Source organism: Streptomonospora nanhaiensis (genome assembly GCF_026642255.1).
GTDB classification, from domain to species: domain Bacteria; phylum Actinomycetota; class Actinomycetes; order Streptosporangiales; family Streptosporangiaceae; genus Nocardiopsis; species Nocardiopsis tropica.
Genome location: NZ_CP113264.1, coordinates 5,639,514 through 5,660,375, shown reverse-complemented (window position 1 = coordinate 5,660,375; position 20,862 = coordinate 5,639,514). Strand labels below are relative to the sequence as shown.

The 20,862-nt window shown below is 75.1% G+C and carries 17 protein-coding genes; 3 read left to right on the top strand and 14 right to left on the bottom strand.

What is annotated here, in order from left to right:
- Nucleotides 1-293 precede the first annotated feature (293 nt).
- The 4 genes from OUQ99_RS24420 to OUQ99_RS24405 are packed head-to-tail and all read right to left on the bottom strand — an operon-like array spanning nt 294 to nt 5,022.
- Nucleotides 294-1,967, bottom strand: a complete 1,674-nt coding sequence (locus tag OUQ99_RS24420) for a glycoside hydrolase family 43 protein (protein WP_267946126.1) — start codon at nt 1,965-1,967, stop codon at nt 294-296.
- Between the two features lie 46 nt (nt 1,968-2,013).
- Entirely contained in the window at nt 2,014-2,838 is an 825-nt protein-coding gene (locus OUQ99_RS24415; protein ID WP_267946125.1) for a carbohydrate ABC transporter permease, read from the bottom strand.
- 1 nt (nt 2,839) lies between these two features.
- The gene (locus OUQ99_RS24410; protein ID WP_267946124.1) at nt 2,840-3,730 is read right to left on the bottom strand and encodes a carbohydrate ABC transporter permease; all 891 of its coding nucleotides are present in this window, start codon (nt 3,728-3,730) and stop codon (nt 2,840-2,842) included.
- On the bottom strand, nt 3,727-5,022 hold the full coding sequence (locus OUQ99_RS24405) for an ABC transporter substrate-binding protein (protein ID WP_267946123.1): 1,296 nt from the start codon (nt 5,020-5,022) through the stop codon (nt 3,727-3,729). Before OUQ99_RS24405 ends, OUQ99_RS24410 begins: the two co-directional genes overlap by 4 nt.
- Before the next feature lie 213 nt (nt 5,023-5,235).
- Between OUQ99_RS24405 and OUQ99_RS24400 the strand changes: the two genes are divergently transcribed.
- Complete coding sequence (locus tag OUQ99_RS24400) at nt 5,236-6,252, top strand: LacI family DNA-binding transcriptional regulator (protein WP_267946122.1); 1,017 nt, start codon at nt 5,236-5,238, stop codon at nt 6,250-6,252.
- A gap of 108 nt (nt 6,253-6,360) precedes the next feature.
- On the opposite strand, the gene OUQ99_RS24395 is transcribed toward OUQ99_RS24400, so the two are convergent.
- Together OUQ99_RS24395 and OUQ99_RS24390 are read right to left on the bottom strand one after the other, a co-directional pair.
- Nucleotides 6,361-6,822, bottom strand: coding sequence for a hypothetical protein (locus tag OUQ99_RS24395; protein WP_267946121.1), 462 nt, complete (start codon nt 6,820-6,822; stop codon nt 6,361-6,363).
- A gap of 375 nt (nt 6,823-7,197) precedes the next feature.
- Nucleotides 7,198-7,827, bottom strand: coding sequence for a TetR/AcrR family transcriptional regulator (locus OUQ99_RS24390; RefSeq protein ID WP_267946120.1), 630 nt, complete (start codon nt 7,825-7,827; stop codon nt 7,198-7,200).
- A 54-nt stretch (nt 7,828-7,881) separates the two neighbouring features.
- On the opposite strand from OUQ99_RS24390, the gene OUQ99_RS24385 reads away from it, so the two are divergent.
- Complete coding sequence (locus OUQ99_RS24385; protein ID WP_267946119.1) at nt 7,882-8,304, top strand: VOC family protein; 423 nt, start codon at nt 7,882-7,884, stop codon at nt 8,302-8,304.
- Nucleotides 8,305-8,383: 79 nt separating this feature from the next.
- Here OUQ99_RS24385 and OUQ99_RS24380 read toward each other — a convergent pair whose 3' ends face one another.
- From OUQ99_RS24380 to OUQ99_RS24345, 8 genes are all read right to left on the bottom strand, one after another.
- A complete protein-coding gene (locus OUQ99_RS24380) occupies nt 8,384-8,680 on the bottom strand; it encodes a YciI family protein (protein WP_267946118.1) in 297 nt (98 codons plus the stop codon).
- Between the two features lie 157 nt (nt 8,681-8,837).
- Nucleotides 8,838-8,999: a hypothetical protein gene (locus OUQ99_RS24375; RefSeq protein WP_267946117.1), complete on the bottom strand. Its 162-nt coding sequence runs from the start codon at nt 8,997-8,999 to the stop codon at nt 8,838-8,840.
- Complete coding sequence (locus tag OUQ99_RS24370; protein WP_267946116.1) at nt 8,996-10,771, bottom strand: TRAFAC clade GTPase domain-containing protein; 1,776 nt, start codon at nt 10,769-10,771, stop codon at nt 8,996-8,998. The genes OUQ99_RS24375 and OUQ99_RS24370 overlap by 4 nt, the downstream gene beginning before the upstream one ends.
- A complete protein-coding gene (locus OUQ99_RS24365) occupies nt 10,768-13,443 on the bottom strand; it encodes a GTPase-associated protein 1-related protein (RefSeq protein ID WP_267946115.1) in 2,676 nt (891 codons plus the stop codon). Before OUQ99_RS24365 ends, OUQ99_RS24370 begins: the two co-directional genes overlap by 4 nt.
- Before the next feature lie 93 nt (nt 13,444-13,536).
- A complete protein-coding gene (locus OUQ99_RS24360) occupies nt 13,537-14,748 on the bottom strand; it encodes a TRAFAC clade GTPase domain-containing protein (RefSeq protein WP_267946114.1) in 1,212 nt (403 codons plus the stop codon).
- The gene (locus OUQ99_RS24355; RefSeq protein ID WP_267946113.1) at nt 14,745-16,400 is read right to left on the bottom strand and encodes a fibronectin type III domain-containing protein; all 1,656 of its coding nucleotides are present in this window, start codon (nt 16,398-16,400) and stop codon (nt 14,745-14,747) included. The genes OUQ99_RS24360 and OUQ99_RS24355 overlap by 4 nt, the downstream gene beginning before the upstream one ends.
- Before the next feature lie 79 nt (nt 16,401-16,479).
- Nucleotides 16,480-16,806: a hypothetical protein gene (locus tag OUQ99_RS24350; RefSeq protein ID WP_267946112.1), complete on the bottom strand. Its 327-nt coding sequence runs from the start codon at nt 16,804-16,806 to the stop codon at nt 16,480-16,482.
- A 411-nt stretch (nt 16,807-17,217) separates the two neighbouring features.
- Nucleotides 17,218-19,251 carry an acyltransferase family protein gene (locus OUQ99_RS24345; RefSeq protein ID WP_267946111.1) on the bottom strand — a complete coding sequence of 678 codons (2,034 nt, stop codon included), beginning with the start codon at nt 19,249-19,251 and terminating at the stop codon, nt 17,218-17,220.
- 410 nt (nt 19,252-19,661) lie between these two features.
- Between OUQ99_RS24345 and OUQ99_RS24340 the strand changes: the two genes are divergently transcribed.
- Nucleotides 19,662-20,669, top strand: coding sequence for a hypothetical protein (locus tag OUQ99_RS24340; RefSeq protein WP_267946110.1), 1,008 nt, complete (start codon nt 19,662-19,664; stop codon nt 20,667-20,669).
- Nucleotides 20,670-20,862 lie beyond the last annotated feature (193 nt).

Sequence of the window (20,862 nt, the reverse complement as noted above, 5' to 3'; positions counted from 1 at the left end):
GTCCCCGCGGCCGGGGCCCGGGTCCGCCCCGGCGCCGACCGCCCCCGTGACGCGCGGGGGTTGAGGCCTGAAGGCAATTATGGTCGGTCCGAAAATGGTGACAGTGTGACGCCTGTGGCTCCGTAACGGCGCGGACGGGCCCCGCGGCCCGCCCGCGCCCTGGGCCGGAGCGCGTCATGAGTCACAGCGTCCGGCCGTGTGCCGCCGACGGACCGCCGCTCCCACGGCCCGCGGGGCCGGCGCCCCGCCCGCGCGTCCCGGGAGCGGTCCCCGTCCGCCGCTCCGGCACGGGATCACCGGTCGGGGCGCTCCGTCCCCCGGTACGACGCGTGGTCGAAGTCGGCGTGGCACCCGGTCCCGGCGAGGTCGTGCACCCACAGGCCGAGGAAGGCGCCCGTGAAACCCCAGGCCCTCACCAGGCCGGCGTTGCCCTCCCGGTCGGGATGGCCGCCCTCGCCGCCCTCGCGCTCGGCCGCGTGGTCGTCGGAGAGGATGCCCGCGTCCAGCACCACGCCCATGTCGGTCCACGAGCGCCCGTCCCGGGAGAGGCCGAACCGCAGTTCGGCGCCGTCGATCACGGCCCTCATGTGGCAGCGCTCCCAGTCCTCGACCACGACACGGTGCCCGATCTCCCGGTACCGGCCCCGGTCGCAGGTGAGGACCCTCGCGAACATCCCCTCCTCCTCGTCGAAACCGATCCGCAGGTAGTGCCAGTGCCGGGTGTTGTAGTACGCCGTGAGGCCGGCCATCTGCTGGAAGGTGCGGGTGCGGAACTCCATCACCGTCTCCATGGCGCACCGCTCGTGCTGGACGCGCCGCGCCACCAGGCTCGGCGAGCCGGTGCCCGCGGGGGACTGCCCGCCCCGGATCCGCAGGTGCCCCGGGCGCTCCTCCAGCGACAGCCAGTCCGCGGAGGCGTGGCGCCGCAGGGTGCTCCACTCGGGGCGGAGCTCGGCGGCGTCGAAGCCGTCCGTCTCCGGCGGCTCCGGCCACGGGTGGGGCTCCAGCGCGGGGCCGGGCACCTCCTCGCGGGGCGCGGCCCCCTCCACCCGCGGCCACCCCTCGGGCGACCAGACCACGCGCTGGAGCGCAGTCTCCCGGCCGCGCACGCACCTTCCGCGCTCGGTGAGGGGGCGCGAGGCCAGGTGCGCCAGGAACCACTCGCCGCCCCGGGTCTCCACCAGGCTCCCGTGGCCGGCCTTCTGGAGGACCAGCGAGGGGTCGGGGCGCGAGGTGAGGGTCGGGCCGGCCGGGTCGGGCTCGTAGGGGCCCTCGATCCGGCGCGACCTCGCCACCGTGACCTGGTGGTCCCAGGTGGTCCCGCCCTCGGCGGTCATCAGGTAGTACCAGCCGTCCTTGCGGTACAGGTGCGCCCCCTCCGTCACACCCGCCTCGGTCCCGGCGAAGATGAGCCGCGCCTCGCCGACCAGCCGCATCGCGTCGGTGTCCAGTTCCTGGAGCACGATCCCCTTGAACGCGTTCCTGCCGGGACGCCAGTCGTTCAGGTTGGACAGCACCCAGCTGCGGCCGTCCGCGTCGTGGAAGACCGATGGGTCGAACCCCATGGAGTGCAGGGGCACCGGGTCCGACCAGGGGCCGGTGACCGCCGGTGCGGTGGTCACGAGGTTGGGGGTGTCCCAGAAGCCGCCCGCGTAGTTCTCCACGTTCGTGAAGATCAGGTAGAACAGCCCCTCCTTGTGGGAGAGGCAGGGGGCCCACACGCCGGCGGAGTCCCGGCGCCCCGTCAGGTCCAGGAGCCGCGCCTCGGTCAGCGCGCCGCCCAGGGGACGCCAGCGGACCAGGTCCCTGGAGTGGTGCAGCACCACCCCCGGGCACCATTCGAAGGTCGACGTGGCCAGGTAGTAGTCGTCCCCGACCCGCAGGATCGAGGGGTCGGGGTGGAACCCGGGGAGCACCGGGTTGGCGATGGTCCCGGAGAGCGCGGCGGTGGCGGGGAGGGTCGTCATCGTGGCCTTTCGTCAGTGCGGTTCGTGTGTGGTCGGGAGGGGTTTCCTACTTGCCGAACCCCGCGGCCAGCCCGCCCAGGAGGTGCCTGCGCCCGAACAGGTAGAGGGCGAAGATCGGCAGGGTGGAGAGGACGACGGCGGCCATCAGGCCGGGCACGTCGGTGCCGTACTGGGTCTGGAAGGACCACAGGCCCAGCGGGAGGACGCGGTTCTCCTCGCTCTGGGTGAGCACCAGCGGGAAGAGGAAGTTGTTCCAGGCGTTGAGCCCCACGAAGATGGCCACGGTGACCACGCCGGGGCGCGCCAGGGGGAGCACCAGGCGCAGGAACGCCTGGAGGTTGGTGGCGCCGTCCAGCGCCATCGCCTCGTAGAGCTCGCCGGGCACGTCGCGCAGCGAGCTGGTCAGCACCACGATGGAGATCGGCAGTGTGAACGCGGCGGTGGGCAGGATGATCGCCGTGAGGCTGTCGTACAGGCTGAGACGGGTGATGATCAGGTAGATCGGGATGATCACCGCCTGGGCGGGGACCGCCAGCCCCAGCAGGAACAGCAGGAACGCCACACGGAGGGCGCGGCTGCGGCCGCGCACGATCGCGAACGCCGCAGGCAGGGCCACGGCGAGGACCAGCGCCACGGAGCCGCACGCCACGACCAGGCTGTTGGCGAGGAACCGCAGGAACCCCACCTCGAGGACGTTGAGGTAGTTGTCCAGGGTCAGGTCGTCCGGCAGGGCGAGCGGGCCGTCGGCCATGTAGTCGCCCGGCCCGCGCAGGCTGGTGGCGAGCAGGTAGTAGATCGGCACCGCGACGACGACGAGCCACAGCGCGGCCCCGATCCCGCCGCCGACCGAGGGCCTGGTTCGGGTGGCCATGTCACATTCCCTCTCTCTGGCTGGTCATACGGGCGTAGCCGGTCACGCGCACCACCAGCAGCGACAGCCCGGTGCCGATGACGACCAGCAGCACCGCGACGGCGCTCGCGTAGCCCATCTCGAAGGCGATGAAGCCCTGGTTGTACATGTGCAGCGGCAGGATGCGGGTCGCGTTGCCCGGACCGCCGTCGGTGAGCAGCAGGACGGTCTCGAAGTAGGTCATCGACCCGACCAGGATCAGCACGGACGAGGCGATGATCGTGTGCCGCAGCTGGGGGACGGTGATGTGCCAGAACCTCCGGAGGGGGGAGGCCCCGTCGAGTTCCGCGGCCTCGTAGAGGGAGCTCGGGATCTGCCGTGCCGCCGCCTGGTAGAGCAGCATGTGGAACGGCAGGAACTGCCACAGCAGGATGAGGACGATCGCGTACAGGGCCAGCGAGCGGTTGCCGAGCACGTTGCCGTCGGGCAGCCCGATCCAGGGGCCGATCTGGGAGGGCAGGCCGAAGTTCGGGTCGAGCAGCGCCTTCCAGATCAGGGCGATGGCGGCGGTGGACAGCAGGAGCGGGAGGAAGAACACGGCGCTCGCCACGGCCCGTGCGCGCTGGTGTCCCGCCGCCCATGTGCCGAACGCCAGGGCCAGGGGGGTCTGCGTCGCCCAGCACAGCGCGGTCAGGGCCAGGGTGACGCCCAGTCCGCGGGTGACGTCGTCGTCGCCCGGGAGCGCCCGCCAGTTGTCCAGGCCCACCCACTGCGGGGAGCCGAGCCCGTTCCACGCGGTGAGGCTGAGGTAGACGACCACCGCGACGGGAGCCAGGCCGAACAGGCCGAAGAACAGCAGGGCCGGAGCGGCCCAGGCGAACCCGGGCCGCTCCGCGGGGGTCGCGGTCCTCACAGGTGCTGCTCCATGTCCTGGGAGAACTCCTCGGGGGTGATGTCGCCGAGGAAGAGCAGCTGGAGGTTGGTCAGCAGGGCCTGCGAGGCGGACGGGGACAGCGCCTGGTCCCACGACTGGGTGAAGCTCGGCGCCTCGGAGACCAGCTGGTGGGTGAAGACGGCGAAGTCGGCGTGCTCGCTCTCCTGGAGCCGGTCCTCCACGCCCTCGATGGGGGGCACCTGGCCCGCCTCGATGAGCCCGTCGACGTACTCGTCGGAGGCGAAGGTCTCCACCAGGAAGTCCACGGCCGCGTCCGTGTGCCCGCTGTCGGCGTTGACGGAGAAGTAGTTGCTGGGGTTGCCGACGATCGCCCCGGGCTCGCCCTCGCCGCCCTCCACGGTCGGGAAGGCCGTGTACCCGAGGTCGCCGCTCGCCATGAACTCGGGGCTGTCCTGCTGCTGGCGGGCGATGTCCCAGGTCCCCATGAGGAACATGGCGGACTCCCCGGTGGCGAGCAGTGCCGAGGCGCTGCCGTTGTCGTAGTCGATGGAGCTGAAGTTGGTGCCGAACGCGCCCCTGTCCACCAGCTCCTGGCACATCTCCATGGCCCTGACGATCGCCGGGTCGCTCCACGCGCCCGCCTCGCCGTCGACGACGGCCTGGAAACTGTCGGGGCCGCCGATCCGCTCGACCAGGTACGAGAACCACATCAGCTGGGTCCACCCCTGGGCCCCGGGGAGGGTGACGGGGGTGACGCCCCGCTCCTGGAAGGTGTCGACGGCGTCGAGCAGTTCGTCGTAGGTCTCGGGGGGCTCGATGCCGGCCTCCTCGAAGACCGCCCTGTTGTGGAACAGCACGACGGGCTGCACGCCGAGGATGGGGACGCCGTAGTAGGCGTCGTCGATCCGGGCGACGTCGAGCACGCTGGGGAGGAAGGCGTCCCGGAACTCCGGCGCGTCCTCCAGCGCCCCGGTCAGGTCGACGGCCTGGCCGGCGTCGACGTACTGCGCCAGGTTGCCGCCGCCCCAGTTGAAGAACACGTCGGGGGCGTTGGGCGAGCCGAGGGCCACCTGGAGCCGCTGCTTGTAGGAGTCGTTGACGTAGGTGACGAGTTCGGCGGGGACGTCGCTGTCGGCGTTGTAGGCCTCGATGCCCGCTTCGACCAGCTCGTTCACCGCGGCGTCCTCCAGGGCCCACACCTGGAAGGCGTCGCCGCCGCCGGGCCCGGTCGTCCCGCAGCCCGTGGCCAGGAGCATGGCCAGGGCCAGGGAGGTACCGCCGATCACACGTATCCGGTAGGTGCTTCTCATGGGGACACCGCTCTTCCGTCGGGGGGAGACGTGGGTCGAAATTCTCGAAATATTTCGATATGTTTCGGTTGGCATGACGCTAAGTTGTCCGAGGGGGTGCGTCAAGGCCCCCTCTGATTTCGGGTAGGTTACGGCGAATGCCCTCGAAAACTTTCGAGATAGAATCCTGAAGGGCCGCGAACCGCTCCCGGCCCGGATCCGACGAGGAGGCGCATGCCACAGCGACGACCCACCCTGGCGGAGATCGCCCAGGAGGCGGGGGTCTCCGTCCCGACCGTGTCCAAGGTGCTCAACGGTCGCCTCGACGTCGCCGCGGAGACCCGCCGCCAGGTGGAACGGCTCCTGGAACAGCACCGCTACCAGCCGCGCAGGCACCGCGACGACCGGACGGTGGGCCTCATCGACCTGGTCTTCCTCGACCTGGGCAGCCCCTGGTCGATGGCGATCCTGGACGGGGTCGAGGAGGTCACCCACGAGGCGGGGTTCGGCATCGTGGTCTCCGCCGTGCACGACCGCAGCCGCACCCGGCCGGGGCGCAAATGGCTGGACAACCTCCAGGCGCGCAACTCCGACGGCGTGGTCCTGGTGCTGTCCGAACTGTCCGCCGCGCAGCACGCCCAGCTGGACGCGCTGGGCATACCCGTGGTGGTGGTCGACCCCGTCGGAGACCTCGCCAAGGACGTCCCGGCGGTCGGCGCCACCAACTGGGCCGGGGGCGTCGCCGCGACCGAGCACCTCATCGGCCTCGGCCACCGGCGCATCGCCACGCTGAGCGGCCCGCCGGACGTGATGTGCAGCCGGGCGCGGGTGGACGGCTACCGGAGCGCGATGCGCGGCGCGGGCCTCGCCGTCCCCGACGACTACGTCCGCTACGGCGACTTCCTGCTGGACACGGGCCGGACCGAGACGGCCGCCCTCCTGGAGCTGCCCGAGCCCCCCACCGCGATCTTCGCGGGGTCGGACCAGATGGCCCGGGGGGCCTACGGGGCCCTGTTCGACCGCGGGCTGCGGGTCCCGGACGACGTCAGCGTGATCGGCTTCGACGACCTGCCCGAGGCGCTGTGGGCGACTCCGCCGCTGACCACCGTCCGCCAGCCCCTGCGCGACATGGCGCAGATGGCCGCGCGCATGCTGCTCGACCTGGTCGGCGGAGACCGGCCCGAGACCACCCGCGTGGAGATGGCCACACGGCTGGTGGAGCGCAGCAGCACGGCCCCGCCCAAGGGCTGACCGGCCCGGGGGGCCGCGCCCGGCGGGGGCGCACGGAGGGGAGCGCCCGGTGGCGGGCGCTCACGTGCGGTGCGGGCCGACGCCCGCGGGCGCGGTTGCGGGGAGCGGTCAGGGACCGTCCCGGTCCTCGTCCCACCCCTCGTCCGCGTCGGCGTCCTCGCTGCCGGGCCCGATGCGGACGACCTCCAGGTCCAGGCCCGCGGCCGGGCGGCCCAGCGCGGAGGCGAGCGCGCGCAGGGCCTGGCCCTCGGCCGCCTCCCGGCTCAGCGCCACCGGCAGGTCCAGGGCCGCGGGAAGGTCCTCCTGGGCCGGGAACCGCGTGTGCCACCCGGCGCCGTCGCACAGGACGGCCGCCGCGTAGCAGGGGTCGTCGCCGTCGTGCCCGAAGAGGGTCACGTCGACCTCGTCGGGGGAGACGCCCAGGCGCCCGGCGACGACCTCGGACATCTCGTCCGCCAGCCCGGCCTCGTCGTCGCCGGTCACGACCGCGTCGGGCCGTCCCGGCAGTTCGACGACGGCGCGCCGGGTGCGGCCGTCGCCGGTGACGATGCCGAAGTGGTGTGTGTGCACAGGGCCTCCTCGCGAGAGTCTGGAGTCTTGCACGCCGGAGCCGCCCCCGGACAGGGGTTTTCCGGGACGGAACGGACGTCGCGGACTCTCCCTGGCGCGTGCCGACCGGCCGTCGCGGGCGCGGGCGGCGTCCGGGGTCCTTCTCGGGGGCGGGGCGTCGGGGCCGGCGAAGGGCTCGGACCCTGGGGGCGCGCCTGCCTCCTCCCCGGCGGGCGGGCACGCGTCCGGCAGTGGCACCGGGCGTGCGGCGTCCGGGGCCACGCCGGTGAACGCGGAGTGCCGGCCCGCGCCGGGGCCCTCCGCTTCCCGGCGGCAGGGCGCCGTCGCCGGCGTTCCGGACGGGGAGCCTCCCGGGGCGGGCGCAGAGGGGGCGGGCTATGCCTGGTCGGGGCCGGGGACGATCAGGTCCACCATGCGGTCCACCAGGGGGCCGGCGGCGTCGTCGGCGAGTACCGCGGGCAGGGTCAGGTGCTCGATGAACAGACCCGTCATCGCCAGGTAGAGCGTCACCACGGTGGTCCGGTCGCCGGGGAAGCCGCCCTCCAGGTGGGTGCGCACGTTCTCCTCCAGCGTCTCCTTGATGGTGCGGGTCAGCTCCTCGCGGATGCCCGGGTGGCGGTTGGCCTCCAGTCGGAGCTCCAGCAGCGCCAGGTAGCCGTTGCGGTTGTGCTCGATGCGCCGCAGCAGGTCCTGCATGCCCAGCCGGGTCTGCTCCCGGGACGGCAGGGCGTTCTTGAACCGGTCCATGAACTCGTCGGTGGGGGTCAGGCGCACATGGACGTGCGCGCCCGCCTGGAGCAGGAGCTCGGCGCGGTTGGCGAAGTAGTTCGACGCGGTGCCCTTCGGCACCTCCGCGCGTGCGTCCACCGCCCGGAAGGTGAGCCCCCGCGCCCCCTCCTCGGCCAGGACGTCGATGGCCGCGTCCAGGAGGGCGCGCCTGCGTTCGGGGTTCTGCCGCATGGTCTCGGTCTCCAGTCGTCGGGAAGGGCTGCTTGCTGCAACCACTTTAAGTGTAGTACTTTAGGTGAAGTGGTCAAGAACGACTCAGGGGAGAACACCGTGAATATCGACCTCATCGGCATGGCGGTGCTCTGCGACGACCCGCGCGCGAGCGCCGAGTGGTTCGCCGAGCACATCGGCTTCGAGATCGGCGCCGACATCGGCTGGTACGTCAACACCCAGCACGCCCAGCACAAGAACCTGTCGCTGGACTTCGTCCGGCGCGACCACGCGTCCCTCGCCGAGGGGATGCTCGGCAGGACGGTGGCGGGGACACTCGTCGCCTTCCTGGTGCAGGACGCGGACGCGGAGGAGAAGCGGCTGAGGGAGGCCGGCCTGGAGATCGTCCTGCCCCTGGTCAGCGAGCCCTGGGGGCAGCGCCGCTTCCAGGTCGCCGGCCCCGAGGGGCTCTTCGTGGAGATCCTCCAGCTGGTCGCCCCCGACCCGCGGTGGATGAGGGACAACGGCTTCGCGCCGGAGTAGCGCACGCGGGACCGGCCGGGGGAGCGCCGCGGGACCGGCCGGGGCGACCTGTCCCGCGGCGTGCGCACCGGGCGCCGGATCAGAAGTGCTCGGCGAGCGGCCCCAGCACCGGGACCCACTCCTGGGCGGAGACCTCCGCCACCAGGCCCTGGATCCGGAAGGGGTCCTTCTCGGTGTGGGCCACCGCCTCCTCGCGGGAGCCGGCCCGGAACAGCAGCAGTGCGCCGGGGGCCTCCTCGGGGCCGAACGGGCCCGAGCACAGGTTGACGCCCCGCTCGGAGAGCCCGCCCAGGTACTCCCGGTGGGCCGGGCGGTGCTCGTCGCGTGCGGCGGCGCTCCCGTCGGCGTAGGCGTAGGTGACGGCGAAGACGGCCATCGGTTTCCTCCCGTAAGGCGTGGTCAGGCGGTGGGCACCGCTTCCGCCGCCACTGTGCCACAGGCGGTCCCCGGGGCGCCGACCGGGTTCCGGCCGCCACCCGGCCCCCCGGCGGACCGGGAGGCCGCCACCCGGCCCCCGGCACGACGGGGCGCCGTCACATCCGGGCGAGGGCGTGCTCCCACACGAACTGGACGGCGGCGACGCCGAACCAGACGGCGGCGGTGACCGCTGCCGCCGTCAGTACCCCGGTGACCAGGTAGACGGTGACGGCGATCGTCCGGCGCGCGCCCCGGTGCCCGGGGGTGCGGCAGCTCATCGGCCGCCTCCCACGCGCTCGGGCCGGGGCGGGGCGGAGCCGAGGGGCACGGGCGCGCCGCGCGGTGCGGTCCCCGCCCCGGAACCGGGCGCGGACCCGGCCAGCATCCCCGCGAACGCTGCGGACTCCCCGGCCAGCACCCACCGCAGCAGTGCGGAGAGGCTGGGGTGCGCGGTCCCGGAGCCGTCGGCGACCGACGCCGTCAGGAACACCCGCACCTCCCCGAAGTCGGCCGCCGCGTCCCGCAGAAGGTTCCCGAGTCCCAGGGTCCGTGCCGCCCACTCCTCCGGCGGCATCCCGCCGGGCGCCGCCGAGGTGCCGCGGACCAGGTCTCCGCGGGTGACCACCACCGCCAGACGGGTCCGCGCACGCCGGGGCCGCAGTCTGCGGCCGGACATGCGGTACTGGCGCCGGATCTCGTCGCGCACCGCCCCGTACGCCAGTTCGGGGTCGCGGACGCGCGAGCGGTGCCCGGACAGGCGCGACCGCTCCCCGGCGGTCATGGACCGCCACACCGCCTCGACGCCCAGGGGGTCCACCACCAGCACGAACGTCGACGCCTGCCCCAGATAGGTGAGTTCCTCGGTGGTCGCCGACCGGTTGAACCGCTCCCCGGCCGCGTCGTACACCTGGAGGAGGAGGGTCCGACCCTCGGCCCCCACGCGTACCGTCAGCCCGCGGACCTCGCGCCCCGGGGGAGTGGGGCCGGTCCGGTGGGCCGCGGTCAGGAGCCGCTCGCTGTCGCGCAGCCGCCGGACGGTCTCCTCGCCGACGGGCTCCACGTACGCCTCCCGTGTGCCCCGTGCGGCCTGGGCCAGCGCCAGGTTCATCCCCGCCACCAGGCGGGTCTTGCCCGCGCCCGCGCTGCCGAACAGCGGCAGCACGAACTCCCGGGCCTCACCGGGCCGGTGCTCCAGACCCCGGTCGCAGTGCGGGCACAGCGCGTCCAGGTCGGCCGAGCCCAGCAGGAGCAGCGTGGGGAGCCGGGCCCCGCACAGGCACCGGCGCCGCAGCAGCCCCCGGAGCCCCGGGCGGATCGCACCGTGCCTGCGCCCGCACCGTGTACACAGGTACGCCGGGTAGCCGAGCCGCAGGAAGCAGCCCGGGCACACCATCCGCACCCGGCGGACCACCAGCAGGCCGGCGTCCACGACCCGCAGCACCCCCACGAACGTCCATGCCGCCGCCAGGTACGCGGCCACCACCAGGGCGTGGACCGCGAAGTGCGCGCCCAGGAGCACCCCCCACAGGGCCGACGCGGCCCAGGTCCGGCCCACGATCGTCCGCAGGTCCCACCAGGCGGGGCCCCCGTGGTAGGCGCGGTGGGCCGGGTCGTCCCCCTCGCCCGGGGGCGGATCCTCGGGGCGGCCGCCACCGAACATCACCTCGTGCGTCCGGCGGAAGTACAGGCCCGTCAGCACGGACCCGCCGACCACGGCGGCGGCGACGCCCAGGGCGACGACGGCGCTCACCAGGAACGCCAGCAGCCACCAGCGCAGGACGTAGACGACCACCAGCCCGAGCACCGCCACCGACGCCGCGGCCGCGCAGCCCGTCCCCAGGTCCGCCCGGCCCCCGTCCCGGCGCGGCCACAGCTCCCCCGCGAACCCCGCGGTCCGCGGCCGGCCGGTGCGGTCCCGCCGAGAGGGCGGCGCCCCGTGCCCGCCCGCCCGCCGCCCTCCGGCGCCTCCGCGCGTCCGGGCCGCCGCACCGCCCGGGGGCGCGGAGCCTTCGGCGCCCGCGGTCGCGCCTTCGCCCGTGGGACCGCTCACGTGTGCCGCCCGCCTGCCCGGCGACCCAGCCCGAACCGTCTCCGCTCCCGTTCCCCGCGCCGCCGCCGGACCCACTCGTCGAACGCCGCCGCCCCCTCCCGGGGCAGCTGTCTGCGCACCCCGGCGAGGTGGCGGCGGCGCCACGCCGCCACGGCGGGGGAGAGCACCGCCGCGTCCAGGCGCCCCCCGCGCTCGTGCCCCGCCAGGTCCTCGTGCCCCGCGGCCAGGTACACCGCGGCCGCCGTCGCCGTGTCGGGCCGGTCGTCGGCCAGCCGGGCGGCGACCACCCCGCAGAAGGCCCCGAACACGTCCTCCGGGCACCCCCGCAGAGCCGCGGCCAGCGTCCCGGGACTCCGCCATCCGGACAGCACGTCCACGACCGTCCGCCGGGCGACGGCGTCCACCGCCGGGTGGACCTCCACGAGCGCCCGGTACACGGCGGCGAGCCGCTCCGGCCCGTGCTCCTCCCCGGCCCGGTGGAGCCCGGCCAGGAGGGGGCGGACCTCCGACCACTCCACCGCCACGCGCTGCCCCGCCACCGGCAGCCGGTCGCGCAGCCAGTGCCGGGACACCTCGTCCACCAGGTCCCGCCACGCCCGCTCCCCGTCCGGCGCGGGCGCGGCCACCATCGCCTCGGCCACCCAGCCGCCCACGCCCGGGGACACCAGGACACCGGGGCGCATCGCCCGCAGGGCCAGCAGGGCGGAGTGCGGCCCGTGCCCGGGTCCCCACACCTCCGTCAGCAGGGCGTCGTCCAGATCGTGCTCGGCCAGGCCCGGAGCGTTCGACGCCCGCCCCTCCCGGCGCACCGACACCACGTACGCCAGCAGCCCCACGGGGTCGGAGCGGTCGTCGGTACCCAGGCGGCGCAGCTCGCGAAGGCGCGCGCTGGCCCCGTCGCGGTCGCCGGCGAACAGGGCGCCGGCCGGGCCGACCGCCACGTCCGCGAGCCGGTCGGGGGGCAGGGCCGCCAGCCGCTCCGCCGCGCCGCGCCGCACCTCGTGGTGGTGGGACAACAGGACCGCCACGGCGGGATCGGGCCACGCCGCCCGCGGCGCCCCGCCCCGCCGCCCGGGGGCGGGGGCGGCTCCCGCGACGCCGGGCGCGGAGGGACGGCCGAAGCAGGGGTCCGCCAGCAGAGGGGCGACAACCTCGCGCCCGTACCTCTCCAGGCTCACCGCCGACGGCGCCAGCCCTCCCGCGCGCGCCCATCGCAGCAGCTCCAAGGCCCGGTCGGGGGCGACCCCGCCGCCCCCAACCCCGCCGCGCCGGGCTGCCGCGTTCACGCCGGGCGCCCGCGCCGGGGCAGCCTCCGCCCCGGGCCGCCCGCCCCCCGGCGCCCCGGCCTCCGGACCGGTCCCGTCCGGTTCCGTCCCGACCCGTGCGGACCGACCGGGCGAGGACTCCTCGGAAGGCTCGCCGGCCAGGAGCGCGGAGATGCGCTCCCGCGCCGCCGCGCGCACCGCGTCCGACCGCATCGGCGCGACCCGGGGAGCGGCCCCGCCCCCGGCGATGCCGTCCAGGGAGCGGTGCACCAGGACGCGCTCGATCCGCTCGGTGACCTCGTCCGCGCCCACCCGGTGGGCCAGCCGCTGCAACCCGGCCAGCGCCCCGTCGTCCAGCGCCCCGGCGCCGGAGTCCAGGACCCGGGCGACCAGCGACGCCGTGTCCCCGGGGGCGAGCCACTCCACAGCCTCCGACAGCCACTCGCGGACGGCCCGCAGGTCCTCCGGGCCCAGCGGGTCGCCGGCCAGGGCCGCCGCCGCGGCCAGCACCGGGCGCCAGTCCGCCAGGCGCCGCTCCCTCCCCGACGCGTAGGGGGCGGCCCCGCGCCACAGACCCACCGCTCCGCGGGACCCCGCGCCGACCAGCCGGGCGGCCACCGCCCGCGACCGCTCGTCGGGTTCGGGCAGCCGCCCGGGGGAGTCCGACCCCGGGGCGTGCACGGTGAACCGGTCCTCCCACGGCGAGGTGTCCGACCCCGGCGGCACCCCGATGACGTGGACCGGCGTCCCGTCCGGGTCGGCGCCGTACGTCGCGAACGACAGCAGCCGCGCCCGCTCCGGCGGCATCAGGTGGGTCAGCGCCGCCACCCAGTGGGCGACGGAGGCGCTGTCGGCCACGAGCACGAGGGGCCGGGCGCCGTCCACGGCCCCGTCCGCGCAGACCAGCAGCCGCACGACCGCCTCCGGGGGCAGGCCGCGCGCCCAGGCCTCGGTCCGGCGCCGGTCCAAGGGGCCGCGCCGCACCTCCAGCACCGGGAGCCCGGTACCGCGGACCGGTGCGTCCGCCCAGAAGCGGGCGCCCCACAGCTCGGCCGGCAGCGGGCCCCCGTCCCGGACACCGCCGGCCCCGTCGCCGTCCGCCGCGCCTCCGGCGGGGACCAGGCTGTGCGCGAAGTAGTTGCCCGGCCGCCCCGAGGGGTCGTCGCCGCTGGACACGACCCGGCTCACCACGGGGACCCCGCCCAGGTCCGGCGCGTAACAGAGGTTGACGGGGTGTGCGGCGACCCCGGCGGGGGAGGACCGGCGCGGCGGCTCGTAGACGGTGAACCGCTCGACCTCCCTCAGCACCCGGGGGTCCACCCCGGGCGTGGCCGCGTTGAACTGGTATCCCGCGTACCCCGACAGGCCGTGTTCGCACGAGGTGTAGTAGAGCTGAGCGAAACCCATCGGCGCGCCCTTCCGGTCGTTCTGGTCTTTCGCGGGGGATCCTGCGGCCGGCGGGCCGGCCCTGCGGGTACGCCTCACCGGGTCGGCCGCGGGTCAGGGGCCCTCCCGGGAGGGGACCACCCCGAACTCGCCCAGCATCCACAGGAACGGGTCCGCGACCCGGTAGGGGCGCACCCCTCCCCGGACCCGGTTCCCGTCGTCGGGGGCGCAGCCCAGCGCGGACACCCCGAAGTAGCGGGCGTTGCGGTAGTGGTTGCGCACGTGCCCGTCGATCCCGCCGCCGTCCCACCGGTGCAGGAGCTGCTGGACCTGGGCGTGCACGTCCTGGCTGTCGGAGTCGTCGAAGAACGGCTCCCCCGGCTGGGGCCGGTGCAGGGGGGACCCCGCGTCCAGCTGGCCGTGCAGCGCGTCGATCTTGGTCAGGCACACCGCCATCGGAACCCGGATGAGCCGGCCGGCGGCCCCGGGCCGCTTCAGGAGCAGGTCGGTGACCCTGCCCAGCATGTCCAGCGGCCGTCCCGCGTTGCGGCCGGGCGCGGGCATCCTCGTCCCCGCCGGGGCGAGCCTGCGCGCGCCCTCCATCTGGAGCGGGTCCAGCAGCAGGATGACCCCGTCGGCGTTGTTGAGGTACCGGAGGTTCGCCTCGACGCTCTCCTCCGACGTCAGGTCCTCCCCGGCGGTGTCGAAGAACGACAGCAGGGTGTGCCGGGGCCGCCGTCCGGTCAGCCCCCGCCGGGGCGCCGTGAACCGGAACACCAGCGGCTCACGCGTGGTCCCCGTGCGCCGGGTGGCGCCCAGGAGCCGCTCCTCCTCGTACAGCGGGGTCTCGTAGTCGGCCCGGAACCGGTGGCGCGTGTGGTCGTCGGAGCCGCCCACCGAGGCGCCGAACCTGGCGCCCACGCGGTTCATCAGCTCGTGGATGAGCACCGTCATGAACACGGTCTTGCCCGCGTCGCGGGCGCCGACCAGGGCGATCAGCCGGCTGCGGGTGCGGCCGAAGTTCACCGGCAGCTGCGCGTGGCAGGTGGCGCACACCTGTTTGCCGGTGGTCGACGAGCACTCCGGGCAGACCGCGAGGGCCCGCCGCCCGTCGGCCCCGAACACCGGGGGGAGCAGTTCGCGGCGTCCCAGGTGGGTCCGGACCGCCGTGTCCTCGACGGGGGCGCAGACCCTCCCGCCGGGGCCGGGCCGCCCGGTGCACCGGAACCGGATCAGGCGCTCGGTGAAACCCGAGTAGCAGTAGGGGCACACGAGGCGTCGGCCGTCCAGGGGGTTCAGGGCGTGCAACGCGGTCGGGGCTCTCACAGGCGCAGCTCCTTCACCGAGGGCTGGCGCAGGCGCGCAGCGCGGTCGTCGTCGGCGGCGGCGAAGCACATCAGCCAGCCGGGGCCGGACCCCCGGGGAGGCCTCACGCGCACCGACACCCGCTCGCCCGCGTCCAGGCGCCGGGAGGGCAGGGTCGCCAGGACACGCCCCTGGGCCCCCGAGTGCGGCTGCACCTCCCCCTCGGCGTAGACCACGGACACCTCGGGCATGGCGCAGGCCCGGTCCGCGACCAGGTGGACGACGCGTTCGCGCCGCAGCAGACCGGCCGTCTCCACGCGGTAGGAGATCACCGCCCGGCCCGGCACGGTGACGGACACGGGAGCGCCCACCGCCTCCTCGCCGCCCGTCACCACGACGGTGCGGACGCTCACCCGCACCGGGTCGGATCCCATGGCGGCCTCGAAGCCGCCGTCCGCCCCGTACTGGCGCCGGGTGCACCGCGCGCTCCCGGACCCGTCCGGTCCCCGCGTGTGCTCCGGCCCCCCAGGGGTCTCGGGCGTCCAGGAGACCAGGGCCGCGGCGGCCTCGTCCGGCCAGGTCCACCCCAGCCGGACCGAGGTGTCGAAGCGCTCCGCGCGCAGCCCCCCGACCGGCGGCGCGGTCGCGATCCGCACCGAGCGGCCCACCACGGCCCGGTCGCCGGCGACCGTCACCGCCAGCACGTGGCTGATCCCCGCGCCCAGGAGCAGCTCCGCCCGCTCGCGTCCGGGCCCGGGGTCCCCCTCCCGGACCGGTTCCGGCCCCGGTACAGGTTCCGGTTCCGGTTCCCGGACCGCCTCGGGGCCGTGCGCGGCCGCCTCGTCGGGACCGACCACCGCTCCCGGCTCCCACCTGGACGGCTCCGGGCCCACCCTCAGGACGACCCGGCCGCGGGGCGGCCGGGTCCAGTGGACCCGCACCCCCGTGCCGCCGTCCGCCGACACGGCCAGGTCGAGCACCGGAGGGGGCGGAGGCCCGGGGGTCGCCCGGCGGACGAGCCCCTCCGACGCACGGGCGTGCCCGTTCGAGGTCAGGTAGACCGCCCGCACCCGGTAGAAGTACTCCGCGTCCGGGCGCACGTCGCGGTCCCGGAACCCGGCGCCGTCCGTCTCCACCCTGACCCCGTCGCCCGGCCCCCTCGGCGCTGCCCCCTCGCGCCGCCACGCGTCCACGCGCACCGCCTCCGCCGGGGCCTGCCACGAGGCGGTCACCGACGCCTCGCCCGCTCGTACGCGCAGGTCGCAGACCTCCGGCGTGATCGTCACCGGGGAGGTCTCCACCGGCTCCGACACTGCGCGGCCGCCGTGCACCGCCACCACCGCGTAACGGGCGTCCGTGCCGACCGGGGCCTCGGTGTCGGTGATCTCGGTCCCCGACAGCTCGCCCACGGCGACCTCGCGCGCGGTCCCGGCCCGGCCGGTCCGCCGCACCACCCGGTAGGTGACCGGACCCGCCGGGCCCGGAACGGGCTGCCACGACACGACCACGTCGCGGCCGTCCACGCGGGCGCGGGCTCCGCGCGGCGGCATCGGCTCCACGTCTTCGAGTCCGTCGGCCAGGGCCTCGTCGTCGGCCGCCTCCACCGCCGCGGTGAGGGTGCGCGCGGCCTCCTCGCCCTCGTGGCGTCTGCGGTCCTGTGCGTTCCAGGGCATCGTGCCGTGCCGCTCCCCTCGCGCTCGTGGTGGTCGTCGGCGTCGTCCGGGGGCTCCGCGGAGCGGAACCCCCGCCGGGTCAGCCGGAGGCGCGGATCATGGCGACGGCCTCCTCGGCCCGCTCCGCTCCCGCCCTGCCCGTCCCGCCGATCCGTCCGTCGAAACCGGTCGCCCGCCCGCTCGCCGGGTCCCGGCCGCGCACGTGGAGCAGGCCGGTCCCGGTGAGGTGGAACCTGATCCGGAAGGGGGTCCCCGCCGGTCCGTGGGGAAGCCCCGGGAGCAGTGCTTCACCGATGCGGACGCGGTGGTCCGGGGAGGGGGCGGTGTCGTCGCCCACGGCGTTCCCGGCGATGGCGGCGCGCCCGGCGGCGACCTCCGCCGACCCTCCGCCGTCGTGCGACCCCATCCGATTCGCCTTTCGCCTCCGGAACGACCACGGCGCAGCGCTGTCACGGCGCGGCCGGTGTATTCCGCGATCATACTCGCGGAGGCCTTCGCCGACGGGGAGAACGCACGCGACACATTCCCGGGGTCGCGCATGCCCCCGGAGGGATTGTTCCGGCCTTCCACCTGCGCTTTCGTGTGCCATCCGAAAACGTCCGATTATGCACTGAAGAGCTTTATATGGTGCTCATGAGGCTCTGGAAATATGTTTTTCGGCGATCGTGACAACGGTTTGCGAAGGGACGTGCGACGGACGACGTTCACGCGGTTCTCCCCCGGACCGGCAGCGGCCGGAGCCCGGGGGCGGTCGGGCCGGGACGCACGGCGGACGGGCCCGGCCGCCGCCGGGCTCCGGGCCCGTCGGGCGGCGTGCTCAGGACAGGGCGCGGTCCAGGCGGCTGCCCAGGTCGTGGGCGAGCAGCCGGATGTAGGTCTCCGTGATGTGCCCGGCGTCCCGGTAGATCATCACGTTGCCGATCACCGCGGGGCACGCGCCGTCGACGCAGAACCGGTCGCTGAGGTCGAGCATGTGCGCCTCGTCCCCCAGCGCGAGGACGGCCTCCTCCTGCGGGTCGGCGTGCTCGAAGGCCTCACCCTCGGACACCTCGCAGCGCTCCGGCTGGTCGAGGTTGGCCGACACGCACTCCACCACGTCCCTCTGGTGGCGGGGGGTGTCCCGGATCGCGACGATCGGGCCCGAGACCTCGGCCACGTCCCGCCACAGGCGGTGCATGCCCTCGGCGATCGCGGTCTTGCCCTCCTCGATCGTCTCGGCGCCGAAGGGGCGACTGGTCGTGGAGGAGCTGGTGAAGACCAGGTCCGGGGCCAGCTCCGCGAACTCCTCCACCACCCCCCGGTTCCACTCCCGGCACTCCTCGTAGGCGCCGCCCTCGGCGTCCGCGGTCATCGTGTCCGTGAACGCGCAGGACGACTTCGTGTAGAGGAACAGCCGCCAGTCCCTCTCCTCGGCCATCTCGTGGAGGGCGGGGAACCACTGGGCGCTGTGGGAGTCCCCGACCACCGCCACCGTCGTCCCGGCGTCCTCCGCCCCGTACACGCACTGGGCCGACGCGGGGTCGCTGTCCTCCTTCGACGCCTGGCAGTCGTCGTCGTACAGCAGGGGCAGGTCGTCCTCGGCCCTGACCGGGGAGGGGTACGTCCACTCCCCCTCGGAGTCGGCGGACCGGCCGATCGCGGCCGGGCCGGTGTGCACCGACGGGTCGAACGTCACCGACCCCGACCGGTCGACCTGCAGGTACGCGGCTCCGCCCACCGCCGCCACCGACACCATGCCCGCGGTGGCCACGGCCAGCGCGGACCGTCCGCTCCGGACCAGGCCCCGGTCGCGCACCGGGTCCTCCACCCACACCTTCGTCGCCCACGCCAGCAGCACGGACAGACCCGCCACCACGACCGTGTCCAAGGGGCCGAGCCCGTCCCGGCCGGTGAGGACGAGCGCGAAGACGATGAGCGGCCAGTGCCACAGGTACAGGGAGTAGGACACGTCCCCCACCCACCGGGCCGGCGCGGTGCCCAGGAGGGCCGACGCGGTCAGGCGGCCGGACCCCTGCTCGGCGGCGATCACCGCAGCGGCGCCCAGGACCGGCAGTGCCGCCGCCCAACCGGGGAAGGGGGTGGCGTCGTCGTAGGCGACGGCGGAGGCGACGACGGCGGCCAGGCCCAGCCAGCCCAGGGGGGCGCGCACCCTCTCCGGCAGGCTGCCGTGGGCCAGGCCCACGGCGAGCAGTCCGCCCACCGCGAGCTCCCAGGCGCGGGTCGTCGGCAGGAAGTACGCGGACGCCGACTCCTGCGAGGTCAGCACCACCGAGCAGGCGAAGGACAGCACCAGCACCGACCCCAGGAGCACCGTGAGGGCGCGGGCGGTGGTCCGCCAGCGCCGCCGCGTGAGCGCCCACACCGCGAACAGCAGCGGCCACACCACGTAGAACTGCTCCTCCACCGACAGCGACCAGAAGTGCTGGACGGGGCTGGGCGGCGTGTCGGAGGCCAGGTAGTCCACCGCCTGCCGGGCCAGGTAGAGGTTCTCGACGTAGAGCGCCGAGGCCGCCAGCTGCCAGGCCGTGTCGGTGAGCCTGGTGATCGGCAGCACGAAGAACGAGAGGACGCCCGTGCCCAGGAGCACGACCGTCGCGGCGGGCAGGAGCCTCCGGACGCGGCGCACGTAGAAGCCGCGGATCGACACGCGTCCGTGCGCCGTCGCCTCGCGGTACAGCAGCGAGGTGATGAGGAAGCCGGAGATGACGAAGAAGACGTCGACGCCGACGTAGCCGCCCGGAAGCAGGGCGGGGTTCAGGTGGTAGACGAGGACCAGGAGGACGGCGACGGCACGCAGTCCCTGGACCTCGGGGCGGAACCGGCGTTCGGCCCCGGGAGGTGTGGCAGGCATTCGGTGTGCTCCGCGAGCGGGTTCGGGGACGGGCGACCGGAAGGGCCGCGGAACTGGTGATCGCATTCTGTTATGTTCCGGCGACCTGTGTGGTGTTCCAAGGCAACACGAGGGGAGGTGTTCGCCCAACCTGGGCAGAGCGGACACCTTCCCGTGACCGGATGTTCCCCACACGGCCCCCGGGCTGGTGTGTTCCCGGCACGCGCGCTCCGGATCTCGGGCACACTGTCCTGTACGGACGCCGCCCCGCCGACGGCGCCGCGACCCCCCGTCGCGGCGTTCCCGGCCGCCGGGCCGCGTCCGCCCACCAGAGGGCACCGGTCGGGCACCGTCCGCCGCGGCCTCGCCGCGAGAGGAGGCGCACCGTCACCCCCGTCACCCGAGCACGCCTGATCGCCGCCGCCGCGGCGGTGGCCCTCGTCCCCGGTCTGCTGTACCCGCTCGTCGGCCCCTGGGCCCTGCTGTGGGCCCCGGTCGTCCTGCTGTGCCTGGCGGCCTACCTGTCGCGTTCCGGCGGAGCGGAGGGGCGGTCCGGGGCGTCGGACCCGCCCGAGCCGGAGGCGGGGCCCGGGGCCGAGGGGCCCGTTGGCGCGCGGGGCACGCGGATCCGCCCCGTGGCGCTTCCGAGCGCCGTCGCCGACCACGACCTGTACTTCTCCGCGACGGTCCACTGGCGCTGGTCCGGCCACGTGGACCTGGGCCTGCGCAACCCGGTCGCCCCGGCGGTCCTCGCCGTCGTCACGCGGGCGTCGGACCTGGTCAGCGGGACCGACCCCGCCCGTGAGGGGACGGCCGAGTGCGAACTCGCCGCCCTGCTCGCGGTGGAGAAGGCCGTCCTGGGCAGCGGGATCGTGGTGTGGGCGGAGGACGTGAGCCTGCGGCTGGCGGACGAGGACGCGGAGCGGCTGCGACGCCTCTCCGCGCTGCGCAAGGACGCTGCGCTGCGAGACGCGATACGCGACGCCGAGGAGGAGTTGGAGGAGGCCGCCGCGGTGGTTCCCCCGACGCGCCCGGGCGTGTACCCGTTCGGGGAGGCCGACCCCCTGGACGCGCCGTTCGGCGAGGGGGGCGGCGTCGCCGATCCGGTCGGGACGCCGGACGAGCACGCGCTCGGCGACGGGCCGCCGCAGCCCGCCGGGCCGGGCAACGACGTCGACAGCGAGGGCTTCGAGAGCTACTGGTGGCCCGCCGAGACCGAGGGCCACGAGGCAGCCGAACGCGACGTCCAGGTCGCGATCATCCGGAGCCTGGTCGACGCGGTCGAGGACGAGGCAGCCCGGGCCGAGTTCGCGCGCGAGCAGGTGCGGGTCCTGGGGCTCGGCGGCTTCGACGACGTGGCGGTCCGCGTCCGCGAGGCGTTTCCCGGGCTCGACGGCGGCACGGGGCAGCGCACCGGCTCCTTCGACGCGCCCCACTGAGCGGGGTTCCCGCCCCGGACCCGCCGGGGGACGGGTCCCGGGCGCCGGCGCGGCAGAAAATCTCGTGAGGGCGCGGGAGCCGGCCACGGGGGCTCCGAGCTGCGGTGATCCCGCCCGGCTCCCCTCCTCCGGCGGATCCGGGTACGCCGCCGTACGAGCTTTCCTCAAAGAAACCGCATCATTACCACACGTT